Annotated in this window: 13 protein-coding genes; 9 read left to right on the top strand and 4 right to left on the bottom strand. The window is 70.1% G+C overall.

Features of this window, described 5'->3' with window-relative positions; translation table 11 throughout:
• The first annotated feature begins 47 nt into the window (after positions 1–47).
• The 4 genes from WME79_RS41535 (at position 48) to WME79_RS41520 (ending at position 5350) form a co-directional block, all read left to right on the top strand.
• The gene (locus WME79_RS41535; RefSeq protein ID WP_437526623.1) at positions 48–620 is read left to right on the top strand and encodes a hypothetical protein; all 573 of its coding nucleotides are present in this window, start codon (positions 48–50) and stop codon (positions 618–620) included.
• Between the two features lie 75 nt (positions 621–695).
• Positions 696–2501: an acyl-CoA mutase large subunit family protein gene (locus tag WME79_RS41530; RefSeq protein ID WP_437526620.1), complete on the top strand. Its 1806-nt coding sequence runs from the start codon at positions 696–698 to the stop codon at positions 2499–2501.
• 324 nt (positions 2502–2825) lie between these two features.
• A complete protein-coding gene (locus WME79_RS41525) occupies positions 2826–4565 on the top strand; it encodes an ABC transporter substrate-binding protein (RefSeq protein WP_437526617.1) in 1740 nt (579 codons plus the stop codon).
• Positions 4566–4702: 137 nt separating this feature from the next.
• The gene (locus WME79_RS41520; RefSeq protein WP_437526614.1) at positions 4703–5350 is read left to right on the top strand and encodes a hypothetical protein; all 648 of its coding nucleotides are present in this window, start codon (positions 4703–4705) and stop codon (positions 5348–5350) included.
• A gap of 43 nt (positions 5351–5393) precedes the next feature.
• On the opposite strand, the gene WME79_RS41515 is transcribed toward WME79_RS41520, so the two are convergent.
• The 3 genes from WME79_RS41515 to WME79_RS41505 all read right to left on the bottom strand — a co-directional run bounded on the left by WME79_RS41515 (position 5394) and on the right by WME79_RS41505 (position 8493).
• A complete protein-coding gene (locus tag WME79_RS41515; protein WP_437526611.1) occupies positions 5394–6077 on the bottom strand; it encodes a c-type cytochrome domain-containing protein in 684 nt (227 codons plus the stop codon).
• Positions 6078–6259: 182 nt separating this feature from the next.
• A complete protein-coding gene (locus WME79_RS41510; protein ID WP_437526608.1) occupies positions 6260–7489 on the bottom strand; it encodes an AAA family ATPase in 1230 nt (409 codons plus the stop codon).
• A 65-nt stretch (positions 7490–7554) separates the two neighbouring features.
• Positions 7555–8493, bottom strand: coding sequence for an FKBP-type peptidyl-prolyl cis-trans isomerase (locus WME79_RS41505; RefSeq protein WP_437526605.1), 939 nt, complete (start codon positions 8491–8493; stop codon positions 7555–7557).
• A 177-nt stretch (positions 8494–8670) separates the two neighbouring features.
• Between WME79_RS41505 and ppdK the strand changes: the two genes are divergently transcribed.
• The 5 genes from ppdK (at position 8671) to csb2 (ending at position 16946) form a co-directional block, all read left to right on the top strand.
• The gene (ppdK, locus tag WME79_RS41500; RefSeq protein WP_437526602.1) at positions 8671–11436 is read left to right on the top strand and encodes a pyruvate, phosphate dikinase; all 2766 of its coding nucleotides are present in this window, start codon (positions 8671–8673) and stop codon (positions 11434–11436) included.
• Between the two features lie 457 nt (positions 11437–11893).
• On the top strand, positions 11894–13177 hold the full coding sequence (locus tag WME79_RS41495) for a hypothetical protein (protein WP_437526600.1): 1284 nt from the start codon (positions 11894–11896) through the stop codon (positions 13175–13177).
• An 87-nt stretch (positions 13178–13264) separates the two neighbouring features.
• Complete coding sequence (locus WME79_RS41490) at positions 13265–13996, top strand: PspA/IM30 family protein (protein ID WP_437526597.1); 732 nt, start codon at positions 13265–13267, stop codon at positions 13994–13996.
• 287 nt (positions 13997–14283) lie between these two features.
• The gene (locus tag WME79_RS41485; RefSeq protein WP_437526594.1) at positions 14284–15021 is read left to right on the top strand and encodes a hypothetical protein; all 738 of its coding nucleotides are present in this window, start codon (positions 14284–14286) and stop codon (positions 15019–15021) included.
• Positions 15022–15560: 539 nt separating this feature from the next.
• A complete protein-coding gene (gene csb2, locus WME79_RS41480) occupies positions 15561–16946 on the top strand; it encodes a type I-G CRISPR-associated protein Csb2 (RefSeq protein ID WP_437526591.1) in 1386 nt (461 codons plus the stop codon).
• A 354-nt stretch (positions 16947–17300) separates the two neighbouring features.
• Here the strand turns inward: csb2 and WME79_RS41475 are convergent, their stop codons facing one another.
• Entirely contained in the window at positions 17301–19760 is a 2460-nt protein-coding gene (locus tag WME79_RS41475) for a hypothetical protein (RefSeq protein ID WP_437526588.1), read from the bottom strand.
• Positions 19761–19790 lie beyond the last annotated feature (30 nt).

Below are 19790 nucleotides of genomic sequence, written 5' to 3'. Positions count from 1 at the left end.
CGCCGCCGATCTGGACAGGACCGGTCGGGCCGGGAGAGAGTGAGCCCATGAAGGCCCGCGCCAGGCGCTCCGCCGCCACCACGCTCGCCGCCGCCGCGCTCGCCATGATGTCGAACGCCGCACCAGCGGCGCTCGCCATGATGTCGAACGCCGCACCAGCGGCGCTCGCCATGATGGCGAGCGGCTGCATCAACACCGACGCGGCCGTCTTCGTCGAGCCGTCCATCGCGGCGCCCGAGGCGACCGTCTCCTCGAGCGCGCTCGGGACCGGCCTGACCGCGAGCTTCGCGCTGGAGCTCCACCTGAGCGCGCGGGCCAGCGGGTCCAGCCGCGTCGCGGTGCGCTCCTTCGCGATCACGAGCGCCGATCAGAAGACCTCGATCGTCGAGCCGCTCCCCGTCGAGACCACGGCGGCGCTGCCGGTCGAGGTCGCTCCGGACAGCGACGTCACCGTGGCGTTCACCGTCGATACCGGCGCTCAGGGCGGGACGCTCCCGGCCGACGCCGCGGCGGCGCTCTGCGCCGCGGAGGGGATCCGCGTCACGGGCGCGATCGAGGACTCGCTGGAGGACGGGGCGACGCCGGTCGCCTCTGCGGTATTCCACGCGGACTGCCCGTGATGCGGCGCACGTCCGCGCCGGCGTCCTCTGCGTTGGCCGGCGCCATCGCGCGCCCGCCGCGCTAAAATGCCGGCCATGGCGCCTCGAGAGCTCACCCCCCCTCCGGAGACCGCGGCGGACCGCGCGGTCGGGTCCCCGGCAAACGCCGGCGAGAGCGGCGGCGACGCGCTCCGTTCCACGAACGGCGGGGGCGGAGAGGGGCTCGCGCTCGACGAGGCAGGGCTCGCGGCGCTCCGGCGCGCGGTGGCCGCGTGGCGCGCGGGCCCGGTCGCCGAGGCGTCGGCGCGCTTCCCGCCGCGGAGCGAGCGCTTCACCACGTGGAGCGGCATCGACGTCCCTGACCTCTCGACCCCGGCGGACGCGCCGGTCGACCACGCGGCGGATCTCGGGCTGCCCGGGGAGTACCCGTTCACGCGGGGCGTCCAGCCGACGATGTACCGCGGCAGGCTCTGGACGATGCGGATGTTCGCGGGCTTCGGCACGCCGGAGCAGACGAACGCACGGTTCAAATACCTGCTCGCAGAGGGCCAGACGGGCCTGTCGACCGCCTTCGATTTCCCGACCCTCATGGGCTACGACTCCGACTCTCCGCGGTCGCTCGGCGAGGTGGGGATGTGCGGTGTCGCGGTCGACACGCTCCGCGACATGGAGGTGCTCTTCGACGGCATCCCGCTCGACCAGGTGACGACGTCGATGACCATCAACGGCCCCGCCGCCGTGCTGCTCGCGTTCTATATCGCGCTCGCCGACAAACGCGGGATCCCGCGGAGCCGCATCGGCGGCACCGTGCAGAACGACTGCCTCAAGGAGTTCATCGCCCAGCACGCCTGGCTCGTCCCGCCGCGCCCGGCGATGCGCATCGTGACCGACATGATCGAGTTCTGCGCGCGCGAGGTGCCGCGGTGGAACTCGGTGTCGATCAGCGGCTACCACATCCGCGAGGCGGGCTCGACCGCCGCGCAGGAGCTCGCGTTCACGCTCGCGGACGGGCTCGCCTACGTCGAGAGCTGCGTCGCGCGCGGCCTCGACGTCGACGCCTTCGCGCCGCGCCTGTCGTTCTTCTTCGACGTCCACAGCGACTTCTTCGAGGAGATCGCGAAGTTCCGCGCCGCGCGCCGCATGTGGGCGCGGTTCCTCAAGGTGCGGTACGGGGCGAAGAAGGCCGAGAGCATGAGGCTGCGGACGCACGCGCAGACGGCCGGCGTGTCGCTGACGGCGCAGCAGCCGTACAACAACGTGGTCCGCGTCTCGCTCCAGGCGCTCGCCGCCGTGCTCGGCGGCACCCAGTCGCTCCACACGAACTCGCTCGACGAGACGTACGCGCTCCCGACCGAGGAGAGCGTGACCATCGCCCTCCGGACCCAGCAGATCATCGCCCACGAGAGCGGGGTCGCGAACACCATCGATCCGCTCGGCGGGAGCTACTATGTGGAGTGGCTCACGGACCGCCTGGAAAAGGAGGCCCTCGCGTACATCCAGCGGATCGACGAGATGGGCGGGATGGTGGCCGCCATCGAGAAGGGGTATCCGCAGCGCGAGATCGCCGCCTCGGCCTACAGGTTTCAACGAGAGCTGGAATCGAACGAGCGGATCATGGTGGGCGTCAACCGCTACGCCGCGGTGGGCGAGAAGACGATCCCCCTCCTCCGGATCGACGAGGAGGTGCAGCGCGTGCAGTGCGAGAACCTGGCCCGGGTCAAGGCCCAGCGCGACCAGGACCAGGTGCGGCGCGCCCTGGCCGACGTGAGGAGCGCCGCGCGCGGCCGCGACAACCTGATGCCGCCCCTCATCGCGGCCGCCAGCGCCTACGCGACCGAGCAGGAGATCTGCGACGTGCTGCGCGACGTCCTCGGGACCTACAGCGATCCGGCCGAGTTCTGAGCGCGCGGGATCACGCGGGATCGCGCGGGTAATCGCGCGGGTAGGAGAGAGCGCGCGCGGCTTGCTGCGGTGCGCCGCGGCCCCGGCGTGCGCATCCGATCAGGTCGCGGGCGGCGCGGCGGCCGGGGAATCCCTCGATTCGTCAGGTTGACACTTCTCTACGTCGGCCGGTAGAGTGCGCCGGCGTCAGGTTGCCGCAGTCGCGGCTCATCCGTGGCGCCGCCGTACGGTCTGCTGTTGTCGCTGCGCTGCGGCGCTGCGAGCTGTCGGTTGAATGAGAGGATCGTCGTGGGCGACCGAGGTCGCCGCGTAGGGAGCAAGCTTATGAAGAGTCGATCCATGTCGCGCCGCATTTTTGCCCTTTCGGCGCTCGTCCTATCTGTCGGCGCCACGGCGGCCTGCGACAACAAGGGGTCCGAGTCCGGTGGCACGGCGCCCGCGGGCTCGGCCGGGCCCGCTGCCGGGGCTGCGGGCGCGAAGGGCGATGCGAAGGGCGGCGCGAAGTTCGTCACCATCTCCAGGGAGCAGCAGGCGTCCTGGGTTCGCAACTTCAACCCCCTGCTCGGCGAGGGGGCCACGCGCTTCCCCACCGTCGCGGGCATCTACGAGCCCATGATCGTGTACAACACGATGAAGGGTGAGTACACCCCGTGGCTCGCCACGAAGTTCGAGTGGAGCGACGCGAACAAGAAGCTCACCTTCACGACCCGCCCCGAAGTCAAGTGGTCTGACGGACAACCCTTCTCGGCGAAGGACGTCGCCTTCACGTTCGGGCTCCTCAAGAAGTTCCCGGCGCTCGATCAGACGGGCGTGTGGAAGCTCATCGAGTCGGTGGAGGCCAAGAGCGACACCTCCGTCGAGTTCGTCTTCAAGGAAGCCTTCGTCCCCGGCCTCACCTACATCGGCCATCAGCCGATCGTGCCGGAGCACAAGTGGAAGGACGTCGCCGACCCGGTCACGTTCACGAACGAGAACCCGGTCGCGACGGGGCCCTTCACCGAGGTGAAGACCTTCCAGAACCAGATCTACGAGCTCGGCAAGAACCCGAACTACTGGCAGAAGGGCAAGCCGGCGGTCGAGGGGCTGCGCTTCCCGGCGTACCCGGGCAACGACCAGGCGAACCTGGCGCTCATCAACGGCGAGGTCGACTGGGCCGGCAACTTCGTGCCCGACATCGACAAGACCTACGTCGCCAAGGACCCGGAGAACAACCACTACTGGTTCCCGCTCGTCGGCGGCACCGTGACGCTCTACCCGAACGCCACGAAGAAGCCGTTCGACGACATCAAGCTGCGCAAGGCCATCAGCATGGCCATCGACCGCGCCCAGATCGCGAAGGTCGCGGTCAACGGCTACACGGTCGGCGCGGACGGGACCGGGCTCGACGACGCCTACGGGCGCTGGCGCAGCGACAAGGCTGCCGCGGCCGGCGACTGGACGACCTTCGACGTGGCCAAGGCGAACGCCCTCCTCGACGAGGCCGGCTACGCCAAGGGCGCCGACGGGATCCGCGCGAAGGACGGCAAGCCGCTGAAGTTCGACATCAACGTCGTGACCGGCTGGTCCGACTGGGTGCGCGCGGTCCAGATCACCGCGCAGAGCCTGAAGGCCGTTGGCATCGAAGCCACGCTGAAGACCTACGACTTCAGCGCGTTCTTCGAGGCGCTCCAGAAGGGCACGTTCGACATGTCGATGGGCTGGACCAACACCGAGCCCACGCCGTTCAACTACTACCGCGATCTCATGGCCCCGGAGTTCGTGAAGCCCGTCAACGAGGTCACGAACCGCAACTGGCACCGCTTCTCCGCCAAGGAGGCCGAGCCGCTGTTCAAGAAGTTCGCGGCCGCGACGGATCCGGCGGAGCAGAAGAGCATCGTCGACGAGCTGCAGATGATCTACGCCCAGCAGGTGCCGGTCATCCCGCTGTTCAAGAACCCGTCCTGGGGCGAGTACAGCACGAAGCGCTTCGTCGGGTGGCCCAGCAAGGAGAACCCGTACGCGAAGCTCTCGCCGAACAACTCGCCGGACTACCTGCTCGTCCTGACCGAGATCAAGCCGAAGTGAAGGCTCCTGCGCTGCGCGCCGGGCTTCCGGCGCGCAGCGTGTGTGTCCCCGCCTAGCAGCGCTTCTCTCTCTCTCTTTTACCTCCGACTCAGCACAAACCTTGGCCGCTGGCGGCGCCGGTGCGAAGATCGCACTGCATGCTTCCCTCGTGCGTCCAGATTGCGCGCTTCGCTGCGCTCCTCTCCGGAGTCTTCCTCGCCGCTTGCGGCGGCAACCAGCACGCGGGCGCCGCGGCGTTCTGGGAAGGCGACACCGTCGATCCCGCCGCGCCGGCGGATCAGGCGGGCGCGAAGAAGAAGGCGCCGCGCAGGGCATTCGGCGCGCCCGACGACTTCGGCGGCGCCCCGTCCACGCCCGAGGAGCGGGCGTCCTCGTCATGGGTGGGCGTGCGGCACGATCTCTCGCTCGCGCGCGCCGATTCGCGCAAGGAGCGCTGCAGCTGCCTGGCCGTGGAGGTGGGGGAAGCGCGCGATCCCAGGTTCCAGTGGGCGGCCGGCGCGCCGGAGACCTCGGCCAATACGCTGGCCATCGCGCTGAGCGCGCGCGGGGTGTCCTGCCCGGGCGGCGCTCCCGACGAGGAGAGCCGGCGGCCGTCGATCTCGGCGGTCGATCAGGAGGGGAACGATATCGTCATCGAGGTCGAGGAGCTGCCCACCGGACGGCCGCTCGCGAGCGGCGCCGTGATCCCGAGGCCCGCTCCGGGCGGGGCGATCTACGTGAAGGGGCGCAGCGCGAAGATCCCGTATGCGCGCGCCGTGGGCGGCGCGCGCTGCAAGGTCTACTGAGAGCCCGCCCCGCCGGGAGAGGCGGTGAGTCGGGCCGAGGGGCTCACTGGGGAGCGCCGGCGCAGATCCAGTCGTTGATCTTCTTGATACTGGCCTCGGGCAGGGCCGCGCCCGACGCCGGGGGGGGCATGCGCGTGTCGTCGCCGCAGAGGCCGGTGCCGCGCACCTTGTTGATGATGTAGCTCTCGCTCGGCTTGCCCGGCACGACGAGCGTCTTGCCGGCGCATTCCGTGCTGTCCCCGTCGACGAGCTCGCGATGGGCCGCGTTCGCACGGAGATCGAGGCCGGCGGCCGCGGGGCCGGCGTTGCCGTGGCACCCCGCGCAGGTCGCGGTCAGGATCGTCCGCACATCAGCGAAGGTCGCGGTGTCCGCGCCGCAGAGGGGGTCGCCGGCGGGGGCGGAGCCGCCTTCGCCGCCGGTGCCAGCGCCGCCGGTGCCGCCACCCTGGCCGCCCGTGCCGACATCGGAGCCGCCGGTGCCGCCGCCCTGGCCGCCGGTACCGACATCCTCACCGCCGGTGCCGCCGCCCTGGCCGTCGGTCCCGCCGGTGCCGCCGCCCTGGCCCGCGCTGCTGCTGCTGGTGGTGCTGCCGCTGGTCGAGCCGCTGCTGCTGCTGCTGGTGCTGGTGCTGGTGTCGGTCTCGCCGCTGTCGTCAGAGCAGGCAGCCGCCGCGAGCCCGACGGTCAACGAGAGGACCAGTTGAAGTGCAGTTTTATGGGAAAGCATGTGAGGACCTCTTTGACGCTGTGTTCGCGCAGCGAGCGCCGCGCTGTCAACTCGCGGAGGACCCTAGATGGCATTGTGAGCATCCACAACGCATTTCAAGAAAATGAAAATGCTTATCGTTATCGCGAGCCCGCGACACTGCAATGCAATGATAATGCTGTACAGGGATTGGTTCGCCGCGTCTACGCGGAGAGCGCCTTCGAGGAGAGCAGCTCTCCGGGATCGCGCTCGGCCATGTCCTCGAAGCGCGGGAGGTCGGCGAGGCGGCGCGTCGTCGTGGCGGAGGTCTCGGGGTCGCGCTGGAACGCGATCGCGCGGCTGAGGCCTTGCTTCGACACCCCCCGGAGCAGCGCGGGCGAGTGCGTCGTCGCCACGATCTGGCAGACGGAGGGCCGCGCCGCCCCCTCGAGGAGCTGCGCGAGCACGGCGGCGCGCTCGGGGTGCATGCCGGCGTCCGGGTCCTCCACGAGGAGGAGCGACCCCTCCGGCGCGGTGAGCACGCCGGCGATCTTGCCGAGCGCGCGCAGCGCGCCGTCCGGGAGGCTCGGCGCCGGGACGCGGGCGCCGCCCTTCTCGACGAGCACCATCATGACGTCGCCGAGGCCCGTCTCCGCGAAATCGATGTCTTCGATCTCGGGCGCGAAGATCGAGCGCACCCAGCCGAGCACATCGGCCTTGTGCTCGGCCTCCTGGCAGAGCCAGCGGAGCACGGCGGAGAGGTTCTGCCCGCCGGCGCCGAGGTTCTCTATCTCGTGCGGCACATAACCCCTCATCCGCGAAGGATCGATGTCGAGCGACAGCGTGCTTCGCATCGCGACCTGGAGCGCGTTGCAGAGCGCGATGACGTCCGAGAGGCTCACGTCGTCGCCGCGCCCGCGGTGGTGCTCTATCTGGCCGAGCAGGCTGCGCCGCGCGGGGTTGCGATCCATGGACGCGAGCCGCATCGAGCGGCCCTTCTTCGACGCCGCCTTCATCACTCCGCCCGAGGTCAACCCCTCCAGCCCCTTCAGCGCCGACGCCGGCGTGTCGAAGAGCGGGCCCCCGGCCGACTTCGCCTCGAGCGACTCGTGCTCCACGATCACGTCAGGCTCGACCTGACACGTGATCTTGTGTGTGAGCTCATCCTTCCCGATCGCCCATCGGCTCTCGATGGTGAACGATTTGGCGCCCCTGTGCGTGGCCCCTTGCGTGCCGCCGCGCAGGCCCGGCCACACCTCGCGCTTGCCGTCGACGCGGCCGCGGAAGATGTCGCACAGGGGTAGATCGAGCCCGACGCCCTGCAGGAAGCGCAGGGCGTCGAGGAAATTGCTCTTCCCGGCGCCGTTGGCCCCGAGCAGCAGCGTGAAGGGGGACAGCTCCACCGTTTGATCGGCGAAGCTCTTGAAGTTCCTGAGTCGGATGGATGTCAGCATGCCTGGCCGCTCGCAGCCATCATGTGACCAGGCAGTCGGCCGGATGTAAAGCGCCGGCCGACGGTTCAGCGAAAGTCGATGAGCTCGACGTCGAATACGAGCATGCCGGCGGGCGCGCCGGGCCGTGTGGGCTTGTCGCCGTAAGCGAGGTCGGCCGGTATCCAGAATCGCGCCTTCTCGCCTTTCACCATCAGCTGTAAGCCCTCGGTCCACCCCTTGATCACGCCACCCACCGGGAAGGTGGCCGGTTCGTCGCGGACGATGGAGCTGTCGAACATCTTCCCGTCCGTGGTCCACCCCGTGTAGTGCACGGTGACGCGGCTCGTCGGCTTCGGGTGCTCGGTGCCCGTTCCCTTCTGCAGGACCTGGTAGGCGAGGCCGGAGGCGGTCTTCGTCGCGGCCTTCGGCGCCGCCTTCACGTCCTTCGGCACGGGCGGAGGCTTCGGCGCGGGGGCGAAGTCGAGCAGCTCGACGTCGAACACCAGCATTCCGGCCGGGGCGCCCGGGCGGGTCGGCTTGTCGCCATAGGCGAGGTCCCCAGGGATCCAGAGGCGGCGCTTCTCGCCCTTGCTCATGAGCTGGAGCGCTTCCGTCCATCCCTTGATCACGCCGCCCACCGGGAAGGTGGCCGGCTCGTTGCGGACGATGGAGCTGTCGAACATCTTCCCGTCCGTGGTCCACCCCGTGTAGTGGACCGTCACCTTGTCGTCCGGGCCGGGATGCGCCTTTTCCTTGCTCGGCGCCAGCACCTTGAACGCGAGGCCCGATGCCGTCTTCTGCGCGTCGGCGGGCGGCGCCGCGACGTCCGGCGGCGCGGGCAGGCCGGCGGGCTCTTCGGGCTGCTGCGGCGTGGCGGCGGGCTCAGGGGTGGGCGGCGGCGGCGGGGTCGGGTTGACCGAGGCGCTCACCGGCGCGTCGGCGATCGCCTGTGAGGCGGGCTTCTGGTCGCACGCGATGAGGGGGACGGCGAACATCGCAACGAGGACGAGGGACAAGCGCTTCATGCGCGGCTTCATAGCTCGTCCGCCGGCGAGAGCCGGTATTTTTGTGAGGTGCACGCCGCGGTTCCGACGGCTCTGGATCTGACAGGGGCCGTCGGCGGTCGGCCGTCCGTCGGACCTCCATTCCGCCGTTCGAGGGATCTCGACCTGACTGCGAGGACGGTCTAGCGTGCGCCCGCCATGGGGAGATCGATATATTTCTTCGGCGCAGGGCAGGCGGACGGGGACGCACAGCAGAAGGATCTGCTTGGCGGAAAGGGCGCGGGGCTCGCGGAGATGACCCGCCTCGGCATCCCGGTGCCGCCGGGCTTCACGGTCACCACCGAGGTCTGCAACGCCTATTACGCTTCAGGCAAGGCGCTCCCCGCTGGCGTCGAGGACGAGATCAAGGCGGCGATCGGCCGGCTGGAGTCGCTGCGCGGCGCGGAGTTCGGCAGCCCCGAGGCGCCGCTGCTCGTGTCGGTCCGCTCGGGAGCGCGCGCGTCCATGCCGGGAATGATGGATACCATCCTGAACCTCGGCCTGAACGACGAGATCGCGCAGGGGCTCGCGCGGCGCACGGGCAGCGAGCGATTCGCGCTCGACGCCTATCGGCGGTTCATCCTGGCGTATGCCGATATCGTGCTCGGCGTGCCCCGCGACCGCTTCGAGGAGGCGCTCGGCCGCGCGCGCAGGCAGGCCGCCGCGAAGCTCGGCGTCGACGCGACGCGCCTGAACTCCGCTGAGCTCGAGCGCAAGGTGCCCGACTCCCAGCTCGATCCGGAGTCGCTCGCGGCCTTGATCCAGCGGCAGAAGGATATCGTCCTCGGGGCGACGGGTCGCCCGTTCCCCGACGAGCCGTACGCGCAGCTCTGGGGGGCGATCGGCGCCGTATTCGATAGCTGGAAGAACCACCGGGCCCAGGTGTACCGGAAGATGCACGATATCCCGGAGGCCTGGGGGACAGCCTGCACTGTCCAGGTGATGGTGTTCGGTAACCTGGGAGACGACTCCGGTACGGGGGTCGCGTTCACGCGCGATCCGTCGACCGGAGAGCGGCGCTTCTATGGCGAGTGGCTCCCCAACGCGCAGGGCGAGGACGTCGTCGCGGGGGTGCGCACGCCGCATCCGCTGTCGATGACCGGCGCCAGCGAGGGCGGCGTGGACGACGAGAGCTCGCTCGAGGCGCGGATGCCCGCGGCGTACGCGGCGCTCGTCGAGGTGCAGGGCAAGCTCGAGCAGCACTTCCGCGACGTGCAGGACCTGGAGTTCACGATCCAGCAGGACCAGCTCTTCCTGCTCCAGTGCCGCACCGCCAAGCGCACGGGCCGCGCGGCCGTGCGCATCGCCGTCGAGATGGCCAAGGAGGGCCTGATCAGCCAGCGGGAGGCCATCCTGCGGGTGGATCCGGGCTCGATCGATCAGCTGCTGCACCCGAGCATCGACCCGAGCGCGACGAAGGAGCTGCTCGCGCGCGGCCTGCCGGCGAGCCCCGGGGCGGCGACGGGGCAGGTGGTGTTCAGCGCGGACGAGGCGGAGCGGCGCGCGGGCCAGGGCAGGGCGGTGATCCTCGTTCGGTCCGAGACGTCGCCGGAGGACATCCACGGCATGAAGGCGGCGCGCGGCATCCTGACCGCCCGCGGCGGCATGACGAGCCACGCGGCCGTGGTGGCGCGGGGGATGGGCAAGAGCTGCGTCGCCGGCTGCTCGGCCATCAGCGTGAGCCAGGGCCGGATGGCGGTGACGATCTACGACGATCACGGGCGCGCGACCGGCACGATCACGGTGAAGGACGGCGACCTGATCACGCTCGACGGCGGCACCGGCACCGTCTACCTCGGGGCGGTCCCGACCATCCCGGCGGCGCTGAGCGGCGAGTTCGAGGAGCTCATGGCCTGGGCGGACGCGGTCCGGCGCCTCAGGGTGCGGTCGAACGCCGACACGCCGCACGACGCGAGGACGGCGCGCAACTTCGGCGCCGAGGGCATCGGGCTCTGCCGCACCGAGCACATGTTCTTCGACGAGGAGCGCATCCAGGCGGTGCGCGAGATGATCCTCGCGGACGGCGAGCTCGGGCGGCGGCGCGCGCTCGCGAAGCTGCTCCCGTTCCAGCGCAGCGATTTCGTGGGCGTCTTCCGGGAGATGGCCGGCCTGCCGGTGACGATCCGGCTGCTCGATCCGCCGCTGCACGAGTTCTTGCCGCAGGACGAGGCGCAGCTCCAGCAGCTCTCGAGGGCGACGGGCGTCTCCGCGGCGGATCTCCAGCGCAAGAGCGAGGAGCTCGCCGAGTACAACCCCATGCTCGGCCACCGCGGCTGCCGGCTGGCGATCACGTCGCCGGAGATCTACGAGATGCAGGCGCGCGCCATCCTCGAGGCGGCGTGCGAGGTCGCGGCGGCGGGCATCGAGGTGGAGCCGGAGATCATGATCCCGCTCAGCATGACCCGGCGCGAGCTCGCCCTCACGCGCGAGCTCGTCGAGGGGGTCGCGGAGAAGGTCTTCGCCGAGAAGGGGCGGCGGATCGACGTCCGGTTCGGGACGATGATCGAGCTCCCGCGCGCCGCGCTCAGGGCCGGCGAGCTGGCCGAGGAGGCCGAGTTCTTCAGCTTCGGCACGAACGACCTCACGCAGACGACGCTGGGCATCTCGCGCGACGACGCGGGCCGGTTCCTCGGCGCGTACGTCGAGGCCGGCATCTTCGCGAAGGATCCGTTCCAGTCGCTGGACGTGCCCGGCGTCGGAGAGCTCGTGGAGATCGGGCGGGATCGAGGGCGCGCGGCGCGGCCCGGGCTGAAGCTCGGTGTCTGCGGCGAGCACGGCGGCGATCCGAGCTCGATTGCGTTCTTCGAGCGGGCAGGGCTCGATTACGTGTCCTGCTCCCCGTTCCGCGTCCCCATCGCCCGCCTCGCCGCGGCGCAGGCGGCGCTCGCGGCCGAGGCCGCGAGGGGTCCGCGCGCGACGGACTGACACCCACCTTCCGGCGACATATGCCCGGAGAGGGCGTCGGGACATCCGTTCGCACGAGCGTGCTTTGATTACGCTCGTGCGAGCTTTGGTATCGCGCCAAGTCTGCTAAACCAGGAACCTCGCTGTTGATCGCCGGTGTCTCGCCGGGCGCGCCTGCCTGCCCGAGCCGCTCCACCGCGCGCTGGCGAGACATGGAGGTTTCATGCGTCATCTCGGCGTCTCCTCTGCGCTTCTCGCATTTCTCGGGGCCGCGACATCGGGTGCGTTCGTCGCGGTCGGCTGCCATGCCACGGATCCGCGCGTCGACTTAGGCGCGAGCGGGGGCGCGCCCGGGGACGGCGGAGGCGGCGCGGGCGGCGGCGGCGCGTCCGAGGGCGGCAGCGGCAGCGGCGATTTCGTTCCGGATAACGGCCTTGGCGGGGCTGCCCCTGGCGACGACGACGCCGGCGATGCTGCCGTGAACCCGTGCGGGACCCAGTGCGGTCCCGAGGAGCTCTGCGACCTCAACCATCTCGGCCTCGACGACGACTGCGACGGTCGGGTCGACGAGACGTGCTCCTGCGTCGCGGGGCAGGCGCACGCGTGCTTCATGGGCGATCCGTCGTACCGCGGGGCGGCGGGGTGTTTTCCGGGCACCGAGCTTTGCAACGAGGTGGGCGTCTGGGGGCCCTGCGTCGGCGGCAGCCACGCGACCGAGGCCTGTTTCAGCGAGAACCCCGCGGGGTGCCACGCGCTGAGGGTGCCTCCGTTCGCGAACGTGGATCTGAAGGAGGGGACAGGCACGTTCAGCGTGGACGCCGAGCCTGGCTCGGAGACCTGGAGCGTCGTTTGCCCCGCGGGCATCGATCCGTGTCCGGCGGTGTCCGGAGCGAGCCCGGCGGATGATTACAAGCCGCTCCAGTCGGGGGAGTACACGGTCATCTACACGAAGCGCCTCGCCGACGGCGCGACCGACTCGTGCGAGTATGCCCTTTACGTCGGCGCGCCCGGCCTGCGGGTCGAGCTCGAGTGGGAGCACGATCTCGGCGGCGAAGGGGTGGATCTGGATCTGCACCTGCACAAGCCGGGCGATACGCAGCCGTGGCAGGTCGCCGGCTCGCCGAGCGACTGCGGATACAACAACTGCACCGTGGACACGCTGGGGTCGGATCCGGAGCTCCGGTGGTTCAGCGACGGCGCGTCGCCGCCGGAGCCGGTGAGCTGGTATTCGGACCCGGAGGAGGCCAAGAACACGTGTTATTACGCCCCTCGCGGCGCCGGGCAGGCGTGGCGCGATCTCGGTCAGGGGTGCTACAACCCGCGGCTCGATATCGACAACATCACGTGCGACCCCGACGTCACGAACCCGGACAGCGATGATTTTTGCGCGCCCGAGAACATCAACGTCGATTTTCCGCCGTTCGGGCAGTGGACGCGGATCGGCGTCCATTACTACTCGGCTCATGGCCGGAATTACTCGGTGCACCCGCGGATCAAGATCTTCTGCAATGGCTCCCTCGGGGCGGATCTCGGCCCGACCGGGTTCCACGACCCGGAGGCGCCTGTCACGTTCGCGCCGGCCGACGGGAGCACCCGGTACTGGCTGGTCGCCGACGTCGCGTTCGTCGAGGGGGGTGAGTGCGGGGAGGACACCTGCGTGGTGAGGCCGCTGTACGAGGACGAGACGCTGAAGACGCCGCTGCTGACGACGCGGTCGTCCGTGGAGTCGAGCTTCGGTCCGGCGTACCCGCCGGCGCCCTGATCGCCGGTCTCCCCGGGGCCGCGGGGGCGCCCGCGGCCCCGTGCGCGGGCGCTTTACAGGGGCGGCGGGGCGGTGCACGCTAGCGGCATGGGCATCTTCGACCGGATGGGAAAGGTCATCTCGAGCAACGTCAACGCGCTCCTCGACAAGGCGGAAGATCCGAAAAAGTCGCTGGATCTCATCGTCGAGGAGATGAAGGACCAGGTCCGCGCGGCGCGGAAGGAGCTGGTCGACGCGGTGGCGGCCGAGAAGGTGCTGCGCAAGAAGGTCGACGAGCTCGATGCCGAGGCGGAGAAGTGGGAGAAGCGCGCCGAGCTCGCGCTGAAGGCGAACGACGAGAAGCTCGCGCGCGAGGCGCTCGTGCAGAAGAAGCGGGTGGTGGGCGAGCGCGACCGCGCCGAGGCGATGCGCGCGGAGCAGCGCTCCGCGGTGCTCTCGATGAAGACCGAGCTCGAGCGCATGGAGGCCAAGCAGGAGGAGTTCCAGGCGCGGAAGGGCACGCTCGCGGCGCAGATCCAGCAGCAGCGCGCCGGCGGTGGCGCCGAGGGGCTCGGGGCGAGGGGCGGCCAGAGCGCCTTCTCCGAGTTCCGGCGGATGGAGGAGCAGGTCGAAGGGCAGGTGGCGCAGGTCGCGGCGTCGCGCGAGATCGAGGAGGCGATCTCCGGCGGCGGGCTATCGGCGGCCGAGCTGGAGGCGAAGTTCGCCCAGCTCGAGCACGGCCGCGGCAGCGCCGGCGCCGGCAGCGCCGACAAGCCGGGCGGGTCGGCCGTCGACGACGAGCTCGCCGCGCTGAAGAAGCGGATCCGGATCGGGTCCTGAGGGGCTGAGAAGAGCGGCAGGAGGGCGGGGAGCGGCAGCCGTCCTCGCCGGACGCGCCGCGGCGCCGGCGTCTCGTCGAGCGCCACGCCGCCGCATCGAGCGCATTCCTTCGACAGGTGAAGAAGGCTCCATCACGGAGCGGCGCGGGCGACATCGCTCACGCCGGCACGCGTGGGCCGCGGGGGAGCGCGCGCTGCGAGATCGCGGGGGAAGCCGTCCGGGCCGATATTTTTGCGTATCTGTAGCTCATGTTACGCTGCCGCGCGTCACAGAGAGCCGAGGTGCAAATGAAGTGGATATCGATCGTCTTTCTTGGGTGCTTGCTGGTTGCCTGCGGGGATGATGAGGTCAGCTTTGGCAGCGGCGGCGCGGGTGGCAATGCGGAGGGCGGCGGCGGCGCGGGTGCGGGCGGCAATGCGGAGGGCGGCGGCGGCGCAGGCTCGGGCGGCAATGCGGAAGGCGGCGGCGGCGCGGGCTCGGGAGGCCGTGCGGAGGGCGGCGGCGGCGCGGGCTCGGGCGGCAATGCGGAGGGCGGCGGCGGCGCGGGCTCGGGCGGCAGTGCGGAGGGCGGCGGCGGCGCGGGCTCGGGCGGCAATGCGGAAGGCGGCGGCGGCGCGGGCTCGGGCGGCAATGCGGAAGGCGGCGGCGGCGCGGGCGGCAGCAGCCTCGACAGGACGGAGCTCGCGATCGCTTCCGATGAATTCGCCACGGCGGGGTGCGCGACGTTCGTGAACGGGGCCTGGGGCGTCGGGGAGACCGACTTCATCGATGGTGAGCCCACGAACGACGCGTGTGCCCTGGTGCCCGTGCTCGTTGAGGGGAATTCCTACTGGATCGCGTCGCGCGAGTTCGAGGGGGACATCCATATCGACAGCCTGGAGCACTCGTTTTCGGACGCGACGGCGGCGATCGGCGAGGGGAGCTATTCGTTCGTCCTCCGCAACTTCACGTTCGATGCGATCTTCACCGGAACGCTCGACGTGGAGAACGTGACGGACGATGCCGTCACGTTCTCGATCGAATAGAGAACGTCGCCCCTCGCGCCTCGCCCGGATCGACGCGCCGGCGCGGCTGACGCTCACGGTCGAGGCACCGGGCGGCCTGCTAAGGATGCTGAGGATGGCGTCGTAGGGAGCTCTCGGGAACGACGCGCTCGCGTCCCGGGTCGTCTACGCCGCATTGCCGGCGGCGTCGGCCAGGCGCGCGGGCCGCCGGCCGGCCCCCCCGCCCTCCGGCGGAGGCCGCCCGGAAGGCGGCAGCGGACAGGCTGCGGCTCGCGCGGGTAGGGCGGCGACTGCCGCCGGTGCTAGACGGATCTACGCTATGGCGCTGGACAGCATTTGGCCTTGCGGCGCAGAGCCGATCCGTAAGATTTTTGGTGGGGGAGGTCATAAAAGGCGACGATTTAGACAAACCTGGTCCGGCGGCTTCGGTTGACCAATCGATTGATAGTTTGGGGGACCGGCCGATCGGCGCCTCATCTACGGTACCAACACCGTTGCCTAGGCACTGCGGACCTTTCATCGCAGTTGCGGTCGCGACAAGTGTTGAGTAGCGTGCCTCCATGCCGACCAAGCAGCAGTTTACGGAAGGAGCAGGAAGCGCTAGCGCCGAGATTGCGAATCCTGCTCCGATGTTGGCGACGGAGGATGAATACCACAGGATGGTATTCCCTGGGCCGCGAGGTAAGGGGCCTTTCGGCGATCTGCTGGTGCTGAGAAAAACCTCAGGCCCCCGCCTTCCTCTAACAGCCGCCGGGCAAGTTGCCCTCGCCCTCCGCGGCGCTATCATGAAAAAGATTGAACGTCAGCCGGTTCCTGACGTTCTTACCGGTCGGCACGCTATTGGGAGCTCGAACGCTAGGCCACATCCTGCCTATGTTGCGCTACCTGGTATCTCACGAGGCGACGGGGGCTTGTTGGGAGCCGCTGTGGTACTGCCGCGGAGCTTAAAGTCCGAAGAGCGCCGCATGGTAGAGCGGGCCGCACAATCGGTGACGCATCTCGTAATGGGCGCAGCGGGTGCATGGGAAGTGATGCCTGCGGGCACCGAGGAGATGCCTAAAGAACTTCGACCAGAGACATGGATGCAGGACAGCCACTACTGGACCACGGTAACGCCTGTTCTCCTCGACAAGTTCCCAGATGCTCCATTTGGCATGCAGGCGGAAGCTATTGTCAAGGAATCTTGCGAGCGGTGTGGTCTATTGGTCCCTGACAGCGTGACTCTTGCAGTCGCGTCTGAATTCGATGGGGTACCGCCCAGCGCTCTCTTTCACGTTCCTGAAAGGAGCAACCTGCCACCGAGGGTTCGTGTACATGTCACCATGAGCTTCCCGGTGCCGGTTCGTGGGCCCATACTACTTGGAGCGGGGAGACATGTAGGGCTTGGGTTGTTCCACCCATTTCAGCCTAGGTCCTTTAGGGAGGACCTGGTCGGCGCAGCCTTGCAAACCATGGCTGAAACGGGGAGCATCCTTCCCGTGCTGGGCGTGATCTATGAGCAGATTCTAAAGCTATCACGTCGAGACTTGATCCACACAGATGAGAAGAGTTTCAAGTTACTCTTGATGGCCTATCTGGGGTTGAGTCCGATTTTTTCGATCTTCAGTGAATTTGAAGGATCTGGGGGATACGCAGATCTTGCTCTTTTCTTGAACCGAAGCTACCAGCGGAAGGGGTACAATTTTCTAATCGAACTCAAGTACGTCAAGGCATCAGCGTCTCGCTCTAAGGCGTCACGGCGAAATATGGCGGCTCGTATTGAGGACGCAATGGTTCAAGGCGAAGGGCAGCTGCAGCGGTACATGTCGGACGGTCGACTGGTGGAGGTGTCAGGGAGCAACCGCTGGAAGACCGTGACCGTGGTATTCGTTGGGATTGAGGACATTTGTTTTCGTAGCCCGGGGCAGCCTACGCAGTCAGTAAAGAAGCTCTGGGAAGTTGATTGAGGAAGATGAAGCAGCTGCGCGAAGCGGGCCCCTCCCCGTCTCCCCGTCTCCCCGTGTGCTCTCTTGCTTTATCTCCCGCCCAACAAGCCGCTGGTGCCGACCACGCTCCGCGTGGCGACACACCGGCAAGACGTCAGGCGACGCGGAACGAGCGCTGCTGTCGGAAGTCGAGGCGCGAAGCGACGCGCTATGACGCCAAGAACCACGGGAGCAGGAGGGGCCGGGATGGTCCTCGCCCTCTCTTCTTGGCGGTCTAGGCGCTATGGCCATTCTTCTGCGGATCCGGGGCGACCCCAGCGGTAATGCTAGAGGGGCCGCGTTGCACGACCGGCATCGCAGCCGCGCGCCCGCCCCCTACTTCGGGCTCGCCCTGCCGATCGCGATGACGTTCTGCTGCGCGGCGGGCTTTCCGCCCTCGTTCGCCGACACGAACGCGCGGGGGTGCGCCCTGAGGAGCGTCACGGTGAGCGTGATGCCCCAGCCGTCGTTGGTCTTGAGCTCGGCGTGACCGTGGCTGTCCTCGACCGCCACGATCAGCCGTCCGAGCGGCTCTAGGCCGGCGGGCGCGGAGCCAGGGGCGGTGAGCACGCGCTGGAGCGCGGACTCCGGCAGCCCCAGGCCGAAGCCGACGTCCAGGATCGACAGCTGCACGCCCTGGGGCGCCTCGCGCACCGACACGACCGGGCCGTGGCCAGGGAGCCCGCGGCCCGCGACGTCGGTGAGGAACGCCTCGAGCACCTGGCCGAGCTCGCCGCGGTGCCCGAGGGCGTGGGTGGCGCCGCGGATGGGCTCGAGCCGCACGGCCCGGCCCGTCGCGCGGGCGGCGCTCGCGACGGCATCGGCCACGACGTCGCCGAGCTGGAAGGCGCAGAGCGGATCGGCGGCGTCGCGCACGGCGAGCGGCCGCACGTTGTCGGACACCGGGGCGGCCTGCTGGACGGGGATGAGCGCGGCGACGTAGCCCGCGATCCACGAGGAGCCGTCGGACTCGCGCCGCAGCGGACGCACCGAGAGCACGGCCGGCTCGGGCGCGCTGACGCTCAGCTCGATGCCGTCGTCGCTCGCCATCACGCTGGAGAGCGACACGGCAGCGTCGCTCGCGGACGTGGCGCCGAGGACGTCGCCCAGCGTGAGCGAGCCCGGCGGGAGCGCAGCGCTCGCGCTCTCCGCGGGCACCGTGACGTCGCGCGCCCGCAGCCACTTCGCGAACTCCGGCGCGACGAAGCGGACGTCGCCGAAGGCGTCGGCGTACAGCAGCCCGACCGGCGCGCTGCGCAGCATCGAGCCGAAGAGCTGGAGGTCGTCGAGCGCGACGCGCGCGCCCTCGACAAGGTCGTCCTCCGGCGAGCCGCCGCCGCGCGCCTCGCCCGCGCCGCCCTGCGCCGTGCGGGCGAGGCGCTTCCTGCGCAGGAGCAGCGCGAGCTCGCGGCCGACGTGATCGGCCCGCTCCGGCTCGCGCGAGAACGTCGACTCGGCGAGCGGGCCGCAGAAGAACACATACCCCTCGATCTCCCCGAACGCGATGAGCGGGACCACGACCGCCGGCATGTCCTGCTTGGCCAGGAACCGGCGCGAGAGGCGGATCGCCGGCACGCCCTGCTCGCTGCTGTACGGCGGGCGGCGGACGTCGCGGCGGAGCTCGGCGACGAGGCTCTCGCTGCCGCCCTGCCGATCGTTCCAGAACCGGAGGTGCCAGCTCCCCACGGGCAGCTCCGCGACGAGCACGAGATCGGCCGGGTGCGCCTGCTCCGCGAGGCGCGCCACGCGCGGCCAGAACTCCTCGTCCGGGAGCGTGTGGACCCCCTGCATACGGAACAGCGCGGCGCGCTGGATGAGCTCCGCGGCGCGATCGACGCAGCGCTGGACGACGAGCCCGCGTACGATCATGACCCCCGCGAACGCGACAGAGAGGCCGAACAGCGCGCTCGGCAGCGCGATGAGGCTCGCCTCGACCCGCGCGGCGAGCACGCCCTGCCCCGCCGCGAGCGCGAACACGCCGAGGAAGAGCGCGGCCGTGGCGACCAGGCTCCCGTAGCGGCGGCGCGCGATCCACACGAGCCCGCCCGCGAGCAGCACGAACAGCGCGGGGACCCACGCCGGCGCCGCGGCGCGCCGGCCGCCGTCGAGCAGCCCGCCGAGCACCGCGGCGACGCCCCTCGCCGGCGGCAGCGCCGACGTCGCGACCGCCTGGGGCGCAATGCCGCCGGCGCCCACCGCGACCACGGCGACGCGGCCCTCGAGCGCGCTCGAGGGGACCTGGCCGTCCGCGAGATCGCGCAGGCTGACCGCCGGGACGCTCTGCGGCGCCTTCTTGAGCACCCAGGGCGCCGCAGAGACGCCGAGCGCGCCGAGCTCCGGCGCGCGCTCCGCCGCCGCCAGCGGGAAGAAGCCGACGACCTCCCCGGCGCTCAGGCGGAGCAGCTCGGGCGGCATCCGGACGACCGGCGCGGTGCCCGCGGCGCCCGTGGCGCTGGTGGCGCCCGTGGCGCTGGTGGCGCCCGCGCGGCTCGCGGCATCGCCGCCGCAGAACGCGTCCGCCGGGGGGATCAGCAGCGCGCCGCGCGCGCGCCCGCGCTCGAGCAGCCCGGGGAGCGAGCGCTCGCAGAGCCCTTCGCGCAGCGCCTCGGGCGAGGCCGTGACGAGCAGCACCTGCGCGGATGGCGCGGCGTCGGCGAGCGCGGACGCGGTGAGGCCGCGCGCCACGTAGTCGAGCCGATCGAGCGGCGCCACGGCGGCGATCAGCGCCCCCGCGACGATCGAGAGCACGTCAGGCGTGAGCCACCCGAAGCGCGTCGCCTCCCCCTGCGTGGCCATCGGGCGCGGGATGCGAAAGGGCTTGGGGAT

The organism is Sorangium sp. So ce726 (assembly GCF_051521405.1).
Lineage (GTDB): Bacteria > Myxococcota_A > Polyangia > Polyangiales > Polyangiaceae > Sorangium.
The sequence above is the reverse complement of the archived record's forward strand: the minus strand, read 5'-3'. Positions and strand labels throughout refer to the sequence as shown.